Origin of the sequence: Halomicrobium sp. IBSBa (genome assembly GCF_017612575.1) — an archaeon.
Taxonomy (GTDB): domain Archaea; phylum Halobacteriota; class Halobacteria; order Halobacteriales; family Haloarculaceae; genus Halomicrobium.
The window spans coordinates 297321-310452 of sequence record NZ_JADPQC010000002.1; the positions used below are offsets into that span (position 1 = coordinate 297321).

18 protein-coding genes are annotated in these 13132 nt (G+C 66.4%); 9 read left to right on the forward strand and 9 right to left on the reverse strand.

What is annotated here, in order from left to right; all coding sequences use genetic code 11:
* Window positions 1-32: 32 nt before the first annotated feature.
* From thsA to IL252_RS08185, 4 genes are all read left to right on the forward strand, one after another.
* Entirely contained in the window at window positions 33-1709 is a 1677-nt protein-coding gene (thsA, locus tag IL252_RS08175) for a thermosome subunit alpha (protein ID WP_153554947.1), read from the forward strand.
* A gap of 266 nt (window positions 1710-1975) precedes the next feature.
* Window positions 1976-2518: a putative phosphothreonine lyase domain-containg protein gene (locus IL252_RS08180; RefSeq protein ID WP_208627600.1), complete on the forward strand. Its 543-nt coding sequence runs from the start codon at window positions 1976-1978 to the stop codon at window positions 2516-2518.
* A gap of 10 nt (window positions 2519-2528) precedes the next feature.
* On the forward strand, window positions 2529-2654 hold the full coding sequence (locus IL252_RS17735; protein WP_279634284.1) for a hypothetical protein: 126 nt from the start codon (window positions 2529-2531) through the stop codon (window positions 2652-2654).
* 200 nt (window positions 2655-2854) lie between these two features.
* Window positions 2855-3064, forward strand: coding sequence for a DUF2061 domain-containing protein (locus IL252_RS08185; RefSeq protein ID WP_170093154.1), 210 nt, complete (start codon window positions 2855-2857; stop codon window positions 3062-3064).
* A 129-nt stretch (window positions 3065-3193) separates the two neighbouring features.
* On the opposite strand, the gene IL252_RS17585 is transcribed toward IL252_RS08185, so the two are convergent.
* Window positions 3194-3688, reverse strand: a complete 495-nt coding sequence (locus tag IL252_RS17585; RefSeq protein ID WP_244256967.1) for a hypothetical protein — start codon at window positions 3686-3688, stop codon at window positions 3194-3196.
* Between the two features lie 131 nt (window positions 3689-3819).
* Window positions 3820-4341 carry a universal stress protein gene (locus IL252_RS08200; RefSeq protein WP_208627601.1) on the reverse strand — a complete coding sequence of 174 codons (522 nt, stop codon included), beginning with the start codon at window positions 4339-4341 and terminating at the stop codon, window positions 3820-3822.
* A 100-nt stretch (window positions 4342-4441) separates the two neighbouring features.
* Here IL252_RS08200 and IL252_RS08205 point away from each other — a divergent pair, with 100 nt between their 5' ends.
* Window positions 4442-5434, forward strand: a complete 993-nt coding sequence (locus IL252_RS08205; protein ID WP_208627602.1) for an ornithine cyclodeaminase family protein — start codon at window positions 4442-4444, stop codon at window positions 5432-5434.
* Here IL252_RS08205 and IL252_RS08210 read toward each other — a convergent pair.
* A complete protein-coding gene (locus tag IL252_RS08210; protein WP_153552211.1) occupies window positions 5424-5603 on the reverse strand; it encodes a hypothetical protein in 180 nt (59 codons plus the stop codon). The two genes, IL252_RS08205 and IL252_RS08210, sit on opposite strands and share 11 nt — an antisense overlap.
* 106 nt (window positions 5604-5709) lie before the next feature.
* Between IL252_RS08210 and IL252_RS08215 the strand changes: the two genes are divergently transcribed.
* Window positions 5710-6294 carry a signal peptidase I gene (locus IL252_RS08215; protein ID WP_244256969.1) on the forward strand — a complete coding sequence of 195 codons (585 nt, stop codon included), beginning with the start codon at window positions 5710-5712 and terminating at the stop codon, window positions 6292-6294.
* A gap of 3 nt (window positions 6295-6297) precedes the next feature.
* Here the strand turns inward: IL252_RS08215 and IL252_RS08220 are convergent, their stop codons facing one another.
* The 5 genes from IL252_RS08220 to lpdA form a co-directional block, all read right to left on the reverse strand.
* Window positions 6298-6753 carry a peroxiredoxin gene (locus tag IL252_RS08220; RefSeq protein ID WP_153552210.1) on the reverse strand — a complete coding sequence of 152 codons (456 nt, stop codon included), beginning with the start codon at window positions 6751-6753 and terminating at the stop codon, window positions 6298-6300.
* Between the two features lie 2 nt (window positions 6754-6755).
* On the reverse strand, window positions 6756-7157 hold the full coding sequence (locus IL252_RS08225; protein ID WP_208627603.1) for an Hsp20/alpha crystallin family protein: 402 nt from the start codon (window positions 7155-7157) through the stop codon (window positions 6756-6758).
* Between the two features lie 198 nt (window positions 7158-7355).
* Window positions 7356-8174: a prephenate dehydratase gene (gene pheA / locus IL252_RS08230; protein WP_153552208.1), complete on the reverse strand. Its 819-nt coding sequence runs from the start codon at window positions 8172-8174 to the stop codon at window positions 7356-7358.
* Window positions 8175-8220: 46 nt separating this feature from the next.
* Window positions 8221-8835, reverse strand: coding sequence for a hypothetical protein (locus IL252_RS08235; protein WP_208627604.1), 615 nt, complete (start codon window positions 8833-8835; stop codon window positions 8221-8223).
* Window positions 8836-8945: 110 nt separating this feature from the next.
* Window positions 8946-10364 carry a dihydrolipoyl dehydrogenase gene (gene lpdA / locus IL252_RS08240; RefSeq protein WP_208627605.1) on the reverse strand — a complete coding sequence of 473 codons (1419 nt, stop codon included), beginning with the start codon at window positions 10362-10364 and terminating at the stop codon, window positions 8946-8948.
* Window positions 10365-10496: 132 nt separating this feature from the next.
* Here lpdA and IL252_RS08245 point away from each other — a divergent pair, with 132 nt between their 5' ends.
* A complete protein-coding gene (locus IL252_RS08245; protein ID WP_208627606.1) occupies window positions 10497-11348 on the forward strand; it encodes an alpha/beta fold hydrolase in 852 nt (283 codons plus the stop codon).
* A gap of 52 nt (window positions 11349-11400) precedes the next feature.
* Here IL252_RS08245 and IL252_RS08250 read toward each other — a convergent pair whose 3' ends face one another.
* A complete protein-coding gene (locus tag IL252_RS08250; RefSeq protein ID WP_208627817.1) occupies window positions 11401-11970 on the reverse strand; it encodes a MaoC family dehydratase in 570 nt (189 codons plus the stop codon).
* 271 nt (window positions 11971-12241) lie between these two features.
* Between IL252_RS08250 and IL252_RS08255 the strand changes: the two genes are divergently transcribed.
* Together IL252_RS08255 and IL252_RS08260 are read left to right on the forward strand one after the other, a co-directional pair.
* A complete protein-coding gene (locus tag IL252_RS08255; RefSeq protein WP_015761963.1) occupies window positions 12242-12544 on the forward strand; it encodes an AbrB/MazE/SpoVT family DNA-binding domain-containing protein in 303 nt (100 codons plus the stop codon).
* 3 nt (window positions 12545-12547) lie between these two features.
* Window positions 12548-13099, forward strand: a complete 552-nt coding sequence (locus tag IL252_RS08260) for a hypothetical protein (RefSeq protein WP_170093167.1) — start codon at window positions 12548-12550, stop codon at window positions 13097-13099.
* Window positions 13100-13132: the final 33 nt, after the last annotated feature.

Consider the following 13132-nt stretch of genomic DNA (forward strand, 5'->3'; position numbering starts at 1 on the left):
TTCAATCAATCGGACGTATGAGTCAGCGCCAGATGCAGGGTCAGCCCATGATCGTGCTGGGAGAGGACTCCCAGCGAACCTCCGGAAAGGACGCACAGTCGATGAACATCACGGCCGCACAGGCCGTCGCGGAGGCCGTACGGACGACACTCGGCCCGAAGGGCATGGACAAGATGCTCGTCGACGACTCCGGCGGCGTCGTCGTCACAAACGACGGTGTCACCATCCTCGACGAGATGGACATCGAGCACCCCGCGGCCAACATGATCGTCGAAGTCGCCCAGACCCAGGAAGACGAGGTCGGCGACGGCACGACGACCGCGGTCGTCATCTCCGGTGAACTCCTCTCGGAAGCCGAGGACCTCATCGACCAGGACATCCACGCCTCCATCCTGGCACAGGGGTACCGCCAGGCCGCCGAGAAGGCAAAGGAGATCCTCGAAGAGCAGGCCATCGAGGTCGGCCCCGAGGACACCGAGATGCTCGAGAAGGTCGCCGCGACGGCGATGACCGGCAAGGGCGCAGAGTCCTCCAAGGACGTCCTCGCCGATCTCGTCGTTCGCGCCGCACAGTCCGTCGCAGACGACGGCGAGGTCGACACCGACAACATCCAGCTCGAGGTCGTCGTCGGTGGCTCCACCGACGAGTCCGAGCTCGTCGAGGGCGTCATCATCGACAAGGAGCGCGTCCACGACAACATGCCCTACGCCGTCGAGGACGCCGACATCGCGCTGCTCGACACCGCGATCGAGGTCCCCGAGACCGAACTCGACACCGAAGTCAACGTCACCGACCCGGACCAGCTCCAGCAGTTCCTCGACCAGGAAGAGGAACAGCTCAAGGAGATGGTCGACGATCTCAAAGCGGCCGGTGCCGACGTCGTCGTCGCCCAGAAGGGCATCGACGACATGGCCCAGCACTACCTCGCACAGGAGGGCATCCTCGCCGTCCGCCGTGCGAAGAAGTCCACGATCAAGGCCCTCTCGCGCTCGACCGGCGCTCGGATCGTCTCGAACATCGCCGACGTGACCGAGGACGACCTCGGCTTCGCGGGCTCGGTCGCCCAGAAGGACGTGGCCGGCGACGAGCGAATCTTCGTCGAGGACGTCGACGAGGCCAAGTCCGTCACGATGATCCTCCGCGGTGGCACCGAACACGTCGCCGACGAGGTCGAGCGCGCCATCGAGGACTCGCTCGGCGTCGTCGCCGCCACGCTGGAGGACGGCAAGGTCCTGCCCGGCGGCGGTGCCCCCGAGACACAGCTCGCACTCGGTCTGCGTGACCACGCCGACTCCGTCGGTGGCCGCGAGCAGCTGGCCGTCGAGGCCTTCGCCGACGCCATCGACGTCGTCCCGCGCACGCTCGCCGAGAACGCCGGTCTCGACCCGATCGACTCGCTGGTCGACCTGCGCAGCAAGCACGACGGCGGCGCGACCACGTCCGGTCTCGACGCCTACACTGGCGAAGTCGTCGACATGACCGAGGACGGCGTCGTCGAGCCCCTCCGCGTCAAGACCCAGGCCATCGAGTCCGCCACCGAGGCGGCCGTGATGATCCTGCGCATCGACGACGTGATCGCTGCCGGCGACCTCAAGGGTGGCGGCAGCGACGACGACGAGGACGACGCACCCGGCGGCCCCGGCGGCGCGCCCGGCGGAATGGGCGGCGGCATGGGCGGCATGGGCGGCGGCATGGGCGGCATGATGTAAAACGACCGTTTTCCGCTTCGCACGCGCCTTCGGCGCACCACTCGCGCAAAAACGTCCTCAGAAGTCGAAGACTTCTGATGGGCTGCGATAGAGCTCCGCTCTATCGAACGTCGATGAAAGAGGCCGAGCGCTTCGCGCTCGGTGAATCGCTCGAACGAGCAGTCCGAAGGACCCGCTCGTTCGCGCGAATGCTCGCTGTATGCTTGCTTTCACTTTCACTCCGGCAGGACGATGTATTTATACAGTCGTTCTGAAACAATCGGTGTATGCAGTCGCCACTCGAAATTACAGACGAGGAACAGTACTGGCTCCGCAGCCGGGACGTGAGCGACTCGCCGACGGTCGCTGGCGACGCCTACTTCTCGGAGTACAGTATCGCCTGCGCTGACGAGACGACCGTCGAAGCCCTCCCGCCAGCAGACAGCGACACTGTTCGGGAGATCGACCGTGAGGCACTCGATCAGGAATTGCTCACCGGCAAGTGGCAGATCACGGGGTCGCCAGAGCGGGTCGAAGACCTGTTTCCGAAGCTCGTCGCCGACGCCGAGGACGGGATCGTCTGGGCGGTCAAGGCCATGACGACGTTCGGCTTCGAGAACCTCTCCATGTACGACGAGTACCTCCTGACTGTCTACACGCCGAATTACTTCGACCGCGAGGACGTTCGCCGTATCAGAGACCACCTCCGCAGGGAGTACGGTGAGGATGGGGAACTGTACTACAAACCGGATATCTACACGAAGAAGGGAATCGACGCGACCACGGCCGCGGAGTTCGGGCTCTCGGCTCCCGCACGATACGTCGAGTGAGAGCGATTCGATGACTACCGACTCCGAGATCCGACCGGCCACACCGTCCGACGCCGAGGCGATGCTCGTCGTCCACGTCGCGGCCATCTTCGAACGTGGTTCCGACGCGTACGCCGACCGGCCGGTTTCGGTGTAGCTGCCCAAACGGAGTGGGTGGGTGTGTCGAGGCAATCGAGACGGCGAAGTGTCGATCGTCTGGATGGCACCGCTCTAATTACATTTAATTAGACTTTAGTGTCGGCGGTCCAAACGGTTTTCCTGTGATTCGTTTTCAGTGCCTACTGTCGGCGACGGACCGGTTGCGATCACGCTCCGTGATCTGGGAGGTGTGACACCGTGGAGACCCACCGTCGATCGATCGTGAAAGCTGCCTCTTATCGCCTGTTCGCCACGAGCGTGGTCTTCGCGGTCGCCTTCCTCTTTACCGGCGAGTTCGGAGCCTCGGCGAAGATCGGGCTCTCCGCGGCGGTCGCGAAGACGGTGCTGTACTACGTGTGGGAACGGCTGTGGAGCAACATCGAGTGGGGGCTGGCCGAACCGGAGTGATCGGTGTCGAAAGGCGAACCCACCCGCGGACCGTGGCGAGACATCCAGGAGCAAGACGGGGACGAAGCGACCAAACGCCGCCGACAGTCGGACCGTCGGACTCCCGATCGAGCGTGGCGCTCTTTTCCGTCAGGTGGGGAGTGCGAAGACGACGCCGAGCAACACGAGCGGAACGGCGAACACCAGCGCGTACCAGACGCCGCCAACCGCCAGCAACAGCCACGTCGACGCCCCGTAGCTGGTGGGGTCCCAGTCCAGGCCCGCTCGTGGGAGCCCGAGCGCGGCGACGGCCGGGAGGCCGACGGCGTAGCCGATCGTTCCGACGACCGCGACGTCGATCAGACTGTTGCTCAACTGTGCGCCCGTCTGAGGGTCGTTCGACGCACCGCTCGCGAACACGGCGAGGAGTCCGCCGACGAACGGTATCGACCCACAGAGGCCGGCGAGGACGTACGACGGGAGCAGCGACTCCGTGGGCGGGAGCGTCCGGAACAGCGAGCGAACGCGCTTTGCGACGAGAAAGGGCGTCCAGAGGACGGTCGCGACGACGCCCGGTGCCAACAGCGTGGCGACGAGGCCGAGCCAGTCGGCGATCTGTGTCGACAGCGATTGGAGGGGGACCATACCGGGGTGTGTGTGACGACGAATAACTATTTTCCGTCTCCTTGTGGCTCGGACGCGTCGGGCCGGTCGTCGCCTGGTTTCGCTCTCACTCGGCCACACCGCGGTGAGACATCGGCGTGACTCGATCCCGGCTACGCGTCGACGGCCTCGACCTTCGAACCGCCACAACTGCGACACGTCGCGATCTCGGTTCCGGGGTCGTCGTAGTACTCTTCGCCACAGGACGGACACCGATGGGTCGGCTGCGCTCGCTCGTCGAGCCCGCCGGTGATCGTCACTGGGATTGCCGCATCGAGCGTCACGGCCTGACTCACACTGCCAAAGAGCAGCGAGCCCAGCGGCGATCGCTTCCGACCGCCGAGGACGATCTGGTCGGCACCGATCCGACTGGCCGCGTCGAGAATCTCGCTCGACGGGTCGCCGCTGGTGCTCATCGTCTCGACGGTGATCCCACGGTCGCGGAACCACTCCTGGACGTTGCGACCGGCCGTGATCTGTGTCGGCGACGTGTTCTCGGCGACGCTCTCGTCGTCGAAGACGTGTAACAGCGTCACCGTGATCTGGTCGCGGGCGGCCGGCAACTCGCTGACGGCCCGGGCCTGCCCCATCGCACGCTCCTCGTCGCTGTCGATCGGCATGAGAACGTCGTACATTGCTATCGTACCTCACGAAACCTCCGGCGGGCGAGCGTATAGTAAGTCGTTCCGTACCGACCGCCCAGTGACTAAGTGAGAGGGGGACACAGGCACACGTATGCAGACCTTACTGCTCGGTCCGGATGCCGTCGACGAACACACGCCGCTCGCGGACGTGATCGCCGCCGTCTCCGACGCGTTCGGTGCGTACGCACGCGGCGACGTCGTCATGCCGGCCAAGTCCTACGTCGATCTGCCCCAGTACAACGGCGACTTTCGGTCCATGCCGGCCTACGTCGCCGCCGACGAGTGGGACGCCGCGGCGCTCAAGTGGGTCAACGTCCACCCGGACAATCCCGACTCGTACGATCTCCCGACAGTACTGGGGACGCTGATCTACTCAGATCCCCGTAACGGCTTCCCGCTTGCCGTGATGGACGGGACACTCCTCACCCAGAAGCGGACCGGCGCGGCGTCGGCGGTCGCGACCGACCACCTCGCGGTCCCCGACGCCTCGTCGATGGGACTCGTCGGTGCGGGCGTGCAGGCCTACACCCAGCTCGAAGCCATCGCCGAGGTCCGTGACATCCAGACGGTCGTCGTCGCCGATCAGGACGAGGCGGCGGTGCAGGCGTTCGTCGATCACTTCGCGGATCGATTCGACGTGCGCGGCGGGACGATCGAGGAGGCCGCCGCCTGCGACGTGCTCTCGACGGTGACGCCCGTCTCGGAGCCGATCATCCACGCCGTCGGCGACCGGACCCACGTCAACGCGATCGGAGCCGACGCCGCCGGGAAACACGAGGTCGCCGACGAGGTGTTGCTCGACGCGACCATCGTGATCGACGACTACGAGCAGTGTACCCACTCGGGCGAGATCAACGTCCCCTGGAGCGAGGGGCGACTGGACGACGACGACATCCACGCCGAACTCGGTGATCTCGTCGTCGGCGACCGACCCGGTCGAGACGGGATCGACGGCGTGACCGTCTTCGACTCGACCGGGCTGGCGATTCAGGACGTGGCCTGTGCCCACGTCGCCTACGAGAACGCCAGCGACGGGGGATCGGGGACCGACTTCGAACTCGTCGGGACCGACCTCAGTTCGTGAGCTTGTCGACCAACCAGATCAGTGCGAGGATCGGCAACACCGGGAGCAGGACGACGAGCATGCCGGCGAAGATGAGCCAGCCGATCGCGTTCATCTGACTATCGTCGCTCTCGTCGGCCAGTGGCGTGACCGTCCGGAGTCCGGAGCCGCCGTCGGTTTCTGCTGCCATGTCTCGACGTTCGACGCCTGCGTTGATAATGCTCTCGGGTTCTATCGACGACACGCCGCCAGTCTGTGGTAGTCACTCACAAACAATTATGTAGTTTCGACCACATATGTACGGTGTGAGTGATCGACACCCGAGCCACGGTCGCGGTCCCGCGCGTCCTCCCGAGTCCCAGTCGCCGGTCCCCGGCTCGCGCGTGGTCTGGCGGACGGTCGCGCTCTTGCTCGCCGCGTTCGTCCTCGTGAGCGTGTTCGGACAGATCGCCCCGATCAGCTACGTCAACAGCGGGAGCATGGACCCGGCGCTGTCGACCGGTGACGGGTTCGTCGCGGTGCCGGCGGCCGTCGCCGACGATCCAGCGCCCGGCGACGTGATCGTCTATCGCTCCCAGGAGATCGAGGCCGGCGGACTGGTCACCCATCGGATCGTCGCCCGGACCGACGAGGGGTTCGTGACGAAAGGCGACGCGAACCCCGTCACCGACCAGCAGGCCGGCGAACCGCCGGTCTCGCGTGACCGCATCGTCGCGCAGGTGTTCGCGGTCGACGGGCGCGTGGTCTCACTGTCGGGGCTCGGGACCGTCTCGATGACGATTCGCAGCGCCGTCCGGACGAGTCCCGTCGGCCTCCCGCCAGCGTCGATGGAGCTGCTGGTCCTGGCCGCCGGTGCGGTGTTGTTCTGGCGCGGGCGGTGAGCGTCACTCGGCGGGATCGACGAGACCGAGTTCGGCCAGATCCCGGAGCACGTCCCGAGCGTGGCCGTCCGGTCGGACGCCCTCGTAGAGGCCGACGACGCGCCCCGCGGCGATGACGAACGTCGTCCGGACTGCACGCCCGTCGTCGAGGGGCACGTCGAAGGCGTCGGCGATCTCGCCGTCGGGATCGGCCAGCAGGTCGAACGCGAGGTCGTGGTCCTCGGCGAACGCGCGATGGCTGTCCACGTCGTCGGTCGAGACGCCGTAGACGGGAATTCCGGCGTCGCGATAGGTGTCGTAGTGGTCGTCGAACTGGCGAGCCTGAGTCGTACAGCCGTCGGTGTCGTCTCGCGGATAGAAGTAGAGCACCGTCGCACCGCCGAAGTCGGGTTCGACGCGCTCGCCCCACTGGTTCCGGGCGCTGATTGCTGGGGCGTCCGAGCCCGTATCGAGCACCATCGTCACTCCACCGTGATCGACGTGCCGCCGTCTGTGGACTGCTTGCCCAACTCGACGGTCAACACGCCGTCGTCGTAGCTGGCGGTCGTCGCCTCGGGAGCGACGGCCTCCGGGAGGCGGACCGTCCGACGGGCGGCCTGCCGGGGTCGTTCCCGCTTCACGTAGCGACCGTCCCGATCGGGCTCGTCGTCGGCCGCGCTGATCGTCAGCAGCGTGTCGTCTTCGAGGGTCACGTCGATGGCGTCGCTGGACCGGCCTGGGAGGTCGGCGCGGACGGCGATCTCGTCGCCCGTATCGAGCACGTCGACGGGAACGCCCGTGCGCTTGGTGCCGAACTGCTCGCTCACGAGGTCGAAGGCCCGTTCCAGCTCTTCGAAGGGGTCTGTCGGTTTCGAGTCGTCCATGTGTCACCGTAGGTCGGGAGCCGGGATAAAAGCGGTCGCCGGCCGTCCTCACAGAGTGTCGTAGACTTTCACCAGACCAACCCCACGCCACGGGGACACTCGCTCCGTCGTCTCCCGAGCCGTCCACACAGCGTCGGCCGGACGCCGTGGTCGACCGGGCAAACGGCGACGGCGATCCGTCTCGTACTGCCGGCAGTATCAGTTCAGGACGGTCTCGGAGTCGTACGAGCCCAGCCGCTTCACCCATCCCTTCTCGGCGATGGCTTCGATGTCTGCCAGTGCCTTCTGGGTCCGTTCCTCGTAGAGGCCGGCCTCCACGTCGACGTGGAAGACGTAGTCGCCCAGTCGCTCGCCGCTGGGGCGAGACTCCACCCGAGTGAGGTTGATGTTGCGGTCGGCGAACGGCTCCAGCATCTCCAGCAGCAGTCCGGGGTAGTCGACGTTGGGGTAGACGATCAGCGAGGACTTCGAGCCGGCGTCGGACCGCTCGGCAAGCGGCGCGACGACCACGAAGCGCGTGGCGTTCGAGGACTGGTCCTGGATGTCTTCGGCAAGCACCTGCAGGTCGGTGCCCTCGCCGCCGTTGTCCGGGTGGCCGATGCCGGCGACCGACGGGTCGTCGCGGGCGCGCTCGACGCCGCGAGCGGTGGAGGCGACGGCCTCCAGTTCGGCGTCGGGGTAGTTGGCGTCGAGGTAGGACCGACACTGGGCCAGCGCCTGGGCGTGGCTGGCGACCAGTTCGAAGTCGTCGCGCTGGGCCAGCAGCGCGTGACGGATCGGCGTGATGATCTCCTTGACGACGGCGACCTCGTAGCCTGCGAAGGCGTCGAGGCTCTCCGTGACCGAGCCCTCGATGCTGTTCTCGACGGCGACGACGCCGCGATCCGCCTCGCCGCCCGCGACCGCCTCGACGATGGCTGTGGGCGACTCTCGGAACTCGATCTCGTCGTCGTCGGCGACCGAGCGGGCTGCCCGGTGGGAGTAGGTTCCGGCCGGCCCCAGCGTGAGCATCTTCATACCAGCCGGTACAGCGCTCGACGTGAAAAGAATCGTGGTCGCGTGGCTACAGTCGCCGGAAGCGACGGTCGACGTACCAGTGTGCCACGAGGACGACGGCGCTGGCAGACAGCGCCCCGATGCCGACGGAGCCAAGCGACAGCCCGTACACCGAGCCAGCGAGGGGATTCTGTCCCATGGTCGCCACGTAGGACCCGACGGCGTCGCCGCCGAACACTCCCATGGCGATCGAGCCGGTCGTGATCGCGATCGCGAACCCGCCCATCGCGAGGCTGACTCCACCGGCGAAGTCCTCGACGGTGAGGACCTGGTAGGCCTGCTGTTCGGTCAGGGGCGCGTGTTCGACGCGGTACAGCGCCGCCCCGACGAGCAAGACGGCCGAGAAAAGCACCATCGTCCCGCCGAACGCGCCCAGCAGCGCGACCCTCGGCGTCGCGGTCATCGGGTCGGTCGTCGTCAGATAGCTGGCGACACCGTCGGGATAGAGCCAGTAGAGCGGCACCGTCGCGGCAAGCACCGCGAGCAGGAGTCCCTGGACGCGCAACTTCCAGGGGATCGGCTGTGCGAAAAGCGAGTCCCGCAGGACGCGCACCCGCTCGTAGGCCGAATCCGAGAGGACGGCGTCGGTGATTCCGTCGCTGCGCTGTTGTTCCGGTGACATCTGTCGTCTCGTTAGGCATGCCTTTCTTAATCTCAGCCTTAACGCTTTCCCTTCAATATTCGCCGGTTGTTGCCGAAAGAATACGGATACAGGCCAGTTCCGGTGGTTCGTCACCGCGTGTGGATGGCTTCGCCGCGGGCCGCCAGCGCGGCCTCGTGGACGGCCTCCGAGAGCGTCGGGTGGGTGTGGATCGTGCCGGCGATGTCTTCGAGCGTCGCGCCCATCTCGATTGCCAGGCCGACCTCGGCGATAGACTCGGAGGCCTCCGGGCCGACGATCTGTGCGCCCAGGACGAAGCCGGTCTCGTCGTCGGCGACGATCCGGACGAACCCCTCTTTCTCGTCGATCGTCAGCGCGCGACCGTTAGCCCGCATCGGCATCTGGCCGACGACGGGGTCGAACCCGGCGTCGGCGGCTTCCGCTTCGGTCATGCCGACGGTCCCGATCTCCGGTTCGGTAAAGACCGCGGCCGGGACCGCCTGGTGGTCCAGTGCGGCCGGCTCGCCCGCGGCGACCTCCGCGGCGACCTCGCCCTCGGCCATCGCCTTGTGGGCCAGCATCGGCTCGCCGGCCACGTCGCCGACGGCGAAGACGTGCTCGGCGTCGGTCCGGGCCTGCTCGTCCGTCGCCAGGAACCCGTCCTCGTCGGGTTCGATGCCCAGCTCGTCCAGTCCCAGCCCGTCCGTGACCGACTGGCGACCGACCGCGACGAGTGCCTTCTCGGCGTCGAACCGCGTCAGATCGCCGTCTTCGTCTTCCGTGTGGACGACGATCTCCTCGCCCGCCTGCTCCCAGCTGTCGGCCGCCTCGCCGAAGTAGAAGTCGACGCCGATCTCCTCGGCCCGTTCCCGGACCAGCGTGGCGATGTCGTCCTCGAAGCCCGGCAGCGCCTCGTCCAGCATCTCGACGACGGTCACCTCGCTGCCGAGCTTCTGGAACACCGTCGACAGCTCCATGCCGATGTAGCCCGCGCCGACGACCAGCAGCCGCTCGGGCAGCGACTCCAGTGCGAGTGCTTCCTTCGAGGAGAGGATCGGCTCGGCGTCGAACTCGAAACCGGGGACCTGGATCGGGTGGCTCCCCGTGGCGACGACCGCGTGCTCGAACTCGACGGACTCCGAGCCCTGCCCGTCGCCGCCGTGGGCGATCCGGGCGGTGTGTTCGCCAGTGAACGTCGCCTCGCCCTCGATCAGCTCGACGCCGGCCGACTTCGCCAGCGACTCGACGCCCCGCGTCAGCCGGGTGACGACGCCGTCTTTCCACTCGACCATCCCGGCCAGGTCGACCGCGGGGTCGGCGTAGACGCCCATCTCCTCGGCCTGGCCGGCCCGGTGGGCCACGTCTGCCCCCGAAATTAGGGCCTTCGAGGGGATACAGCCGTGGTTGAGGCAGGTCCCACCGTAGGCGTCTCGCTCGACGAGTGTGGTGTCGACGCCGAGCTGAGCGGCCCGGATGGCGGCAACGTACCCGCCCGGCCCGCCGCCGACGACCAGCAGTTCCGTTCCTGTCGTTACGTCTCCGACGACCATACCGACGCCTCGCACGGCCGCCTGAAAAAGACGACTGTCCCCGACCGCCCCTCGCCCGACACCGCTGGCGTCGACGGCCGTCGCTGTCAGCAGTCCGAAGGCTCATGTCTCCCAGTCCCCGACTTCGATGCGATGAACGAGTCGATCGAGTCGAACGCCACGACGCTGTCGGTCGACGGCGACGACGTCACCGTCCGATATCTCACCGCCGGTGACGGACCGCCACTGCTCTTCTTGCACGGAATCGGCCTCGACGCGGCGGCGGTGTCCGGCCGGTACGCGCTCCCCGCACTGGCCGAGGAGTACACCGTCTACGCGCTCGATTTCCCGGGCCACGGCGAGAGCGAGAAACCCCGCCGAACGTATACGACGGACTACTACGTAGACACGCTGTCGGCGTTCGTCGACGAACTCGCCATCTCCGGCGCGAGCGTCGTCGGCGTGTCGATGGGCGGTGCGGTCGCGCTCGGCCACGCGCTCGACGGCGGTCGCCCGGAGCGGCTGGTGCTCGTCGACAGCTACGGCCTCGGTGCCGACGCCTACTGGCGGACCGGTGCCAGTCTCGCCCTCCGGGTCCCGTTCGCGGACAGCCTGCTCTGGGGGAGCATGGGCTCGCGCGCGGCGGTCCGGACCAGCCTGCGGACGATGTCCGGGGCGACGCTGCCGGACGAACTGGTCGACGACGTGTACGAGACGATCTCACCGGCGACCATGCGGACGCTCCGGAGCTGGCAGCGCCACGAGTTCCAGGCCGACGGCCTCCGGACCGACTACACGGCACGGCTCTCGGAGCTCGACGTTCCGACGCTGCTCGTCCACGGCTCGGAGGACCCGCTGCTCCCGGTGTCGTGGTCGGAACGAGCGAGTGAGCTGTTGCCAGACGGGCAGTTCCTGGCGGCGAAGGGGTGTGGGCACTGGCCCCACAGGGAACGACCCGAGCGGTTCAATCGGGCGGTAACGGCGTTTCTCAATAGTAACAATTGAAACGATTTACACACCGACCGCACGACAGCAGTGCGATCGGGTGTAAATCGTTTCAATTGCTACTCTGGCCTTCGTCGGGCATCTCGTCGATGAGGACGACGGCCTCGCCGTCGATGACCACGTCGCCGTCGTCGACGACGCGGGTCGTCAGGCGGTACTGGTCGTCGCCCAGATCCTCGACGATCTCGATTTCGGCCGTCAGGCGGTCGTCGATGCGGACCGGGTTGTGAAACTCCAGATCCTGCGAGAGATAGATCGTCAACCCCGGCAGCCGCGCGAGGGCGGCGCTGATGAGTCCGCCGACGAGCGTGCCGTGCGCGATCCGGCCGCGGAACCGGGTCTGCTCGGCGAAGTCGTCGTCGAGGTGGAGGGGGTTCGTGTCGCCGCTGGCGGCGGCGAACTGCTTGACGTCGTTGTCGGAGATCCGCTTCGTGAACTCGACGCGATCACCGACCCCGAGCCGGTCTGGGTTGTCGGCGTTCAGTTCGACGTGCCACTCGGGGAGGTCTTCGTCGGCCTCGATGCGTTCTGCTGGGAGTGGCTTGCCGTCCCCGTCGCCGTCCGGTCGGACGCCGAACGCCGCGAACGCTGCCCGATTGGCCGCCACCACGCTGTTGAACATGTGTGAGGACGTTTCCGTCCACGTGTCCAGCAGCGGGTTGTCGTGAGATTCAGAACTCATTGCTGGAAAAGCATTGGTTCCACCGATATTAAAGGGTGGTGGTAGCCGCTGTTCGTCGTTCAGACGCCTCCTACCGCCCGACAACGGCGCATTTCCGCCCACGAATTCCCGTCTCGCTGCCAGATCGGCTGCCAACCGATGACATCTGATGGTAACAGATGGTGATGAGCGGAAGCTTTATGTCGTTGAAAGGAATAGAGTGTAGTACCCGATGACCGACGAGAACGATGTCACGATGTGGCCCCCGATGTTCAAGGGGATGCAGGAAGCGAGCGAGCAGGCGATCGAATCCCAGCAGGAGATGCTCCAGCAGATGATGTCTGCCGGCAGCAGCATGCCTGGCTTCGACATGAACCAGCTCGGTGCGATGAGCCAGATGGCGACGTTCAAGACCCGCGTCCAGAGCGGCGGACGCATCTCCATTCCCGACGCCGAGCGAGAGGCCCTCGACATCGAGGAAGGCGACATCGTCCAGACAGTCGTTCTCCCGGTCAAGCGGAACCGCACGGAGTAACCCATGAGCCAGTACACAACCCCAGTCACCACGGCGTTCGAGATGCAGCGCGCGACGATCGAGCAGAGCCAGAAGGCGCTCAAACAGAGCATCGAGTTCCAGAAGAACATGAACGAGGCCATGCTCGGCAGCCTCGACAGCCAGGAGTCGGCACAGCGACGCGGCGTCGAACTCGCACAGACGGCCGTTCACAACTACCTCGACACCATCGAGTCGACGGTCCCCGGCGTCGCACCCACCGTCGAGGAGATCCGAACGACCGTCGACGAGCAGTACGAGTTCCTGCTGGAGAACCACGCCGAACTCTTCGAGAACGTCGAGGCGGAGTTCCACGAAGGCGCGGAGACCTACGACGAGATGACCGGCGACGTCGTCGCCGCGCTGGACGAGCAGATCGACCTGCTCGTCGAGGCCCACGAGGACCTCGAAGACCAGTCCGTCGAGGCCGTCGAGCAGTGGGGCGACCAGCTCGAAGACCTCCAGGACCAGGTCGAAGAGGTCCAAGAGCAGGTCCGCGAAGTTCAGGAGCAGGCCGCCGACGCCGTCGAGGCGTAAATCGCCGCACCTTTTCGTTCTGAATACTAACAA

What these genes read in the sequence shown, in the direction of transcription:
- thsA (WP_153554947.1), top strand. Translation starts at nt 33, where the DNA reads ATGCAGGGTCAGCCCATGATCGTGCTGGGAGAGGACTCCCAGCGAACC.
- IL252_RS08180 (WP_208627600.1), top strand. Translation starts at nt 1,976, where the DNA reads ATGCAGTCGCCACTCGAAATTACAGACGAGGAACAGTACTGGCTCCGC.
- IL252_RS17735 (WP_279634284.1), top strand. Translation starts at nt 2,529, where the DNA reads ATGACTACCGACTCCGAGATCCGACCGGCCACACCGTCCGACGCCGAG.
- IL252_RS17585 (WP_244256967.1), bottom strand. Translation starts at nt 3,688, where the DNA reads ATGGTCCCCCTCCAATCGCTGTCGACACAGATCGCCGACTGGCTCGGC.
- IL252_RS08200 (WP_208627601.1), bottom strand. Translation starts at nt 4,341, where the DNA reads ATGTACGACGTTCTCATGCCGATCGACAGCGACGAGGAGCGTGCGATG.
- IL252_RS08205 (WP_208627602.1), top strand. Translation starts at nt 4,442, where the DNA reads ATGCAGACCTTACTGCTCGGTCCGGATGCCGTCGACGAACACACGCCG.
- IL252_RS08210 (WP_153552211.1), bottom strand. Translation starts at nt 5,603, where the DNA reads ATGGCAGCAGAAACCGACGGCGGCTCCGGACTCCGGACGGTCACGCCA.
- IL252_RS08215 (WP_244256969.1), top strand. Translation starts at nt 5,710, where the DNA reads ATGTACGGTGTGAGTGATCGACACCCGAGCCACGGTCGCGGTCCCGCG.
- IL252_RS08220 (WP_153552210.1), bottom strand. Translation starts at nt 6,753, where the DNA reads ATGGTGCTCGATACGGGCTCGGACGCCCCAGCAATCAGCGCCCGGAAC.
- IL252_RS08225 (WP_208627603.1), bottom strand. Translation starts at nt 7,157, where the DNA reads ATGGACGACTCGAAACCGACAGACCCCTTCGAAGAGCTGGAACGGGCC.
- pheA (WP_153552208.1), bottom strand. Translation starts at nt 8,174, where the DNA reads ATGAAGATGCTCACGCTGGGGCCGGCCGGAACCTACTCCCACCGGGCA.
- IL252_RS08235 (WP_208627604.1), bottom strand. Translation starts at nt 8,835, where the DNA reads ATGTCACCGGAACAACAGCGCAGCGACGGAATCACCGACGCCGTCCTC.
- lpdA (WP_208627605.1), bottom strand. Translation starts at nt 10,364, where the DNA reads ATGGTCGTCGGAGACGTAACGACAGGAACGGAACTGCTGGTCGTCGGC.
- IL252_RS08245 (WP_208627606.1), top strand. Translation starts at nt 10,497, where the DNA reads ATGAACGAGTCGATCGAGTCGAACGCCACGACGCTGTCGGTCGACGGC.
- IL252_RS08250 (WP_208627817.1), bottom strand. Translation starts at nt 11,970, where the DNA reads ATGTTCAACAGCGTGGTGGCGGCCAATCGGGCAGCGTTCGCGGCGTTC.
- IL252_RS08255 (WP_015761963.1), top strand. Translation starts at nt 12,242, where the DNA reads ATGACCGACGAGAACGATGTCACGATGTGGCCCCCGATGTTCAAGGGG.
- IL252_RS08260 (WP_170093167.1), top strand. Translation starts at nt 12,548, where the DNA reads ATGAGCCAGTACACAACCCCAGTCACCACGGCGTTCGAGATGCAGCGC.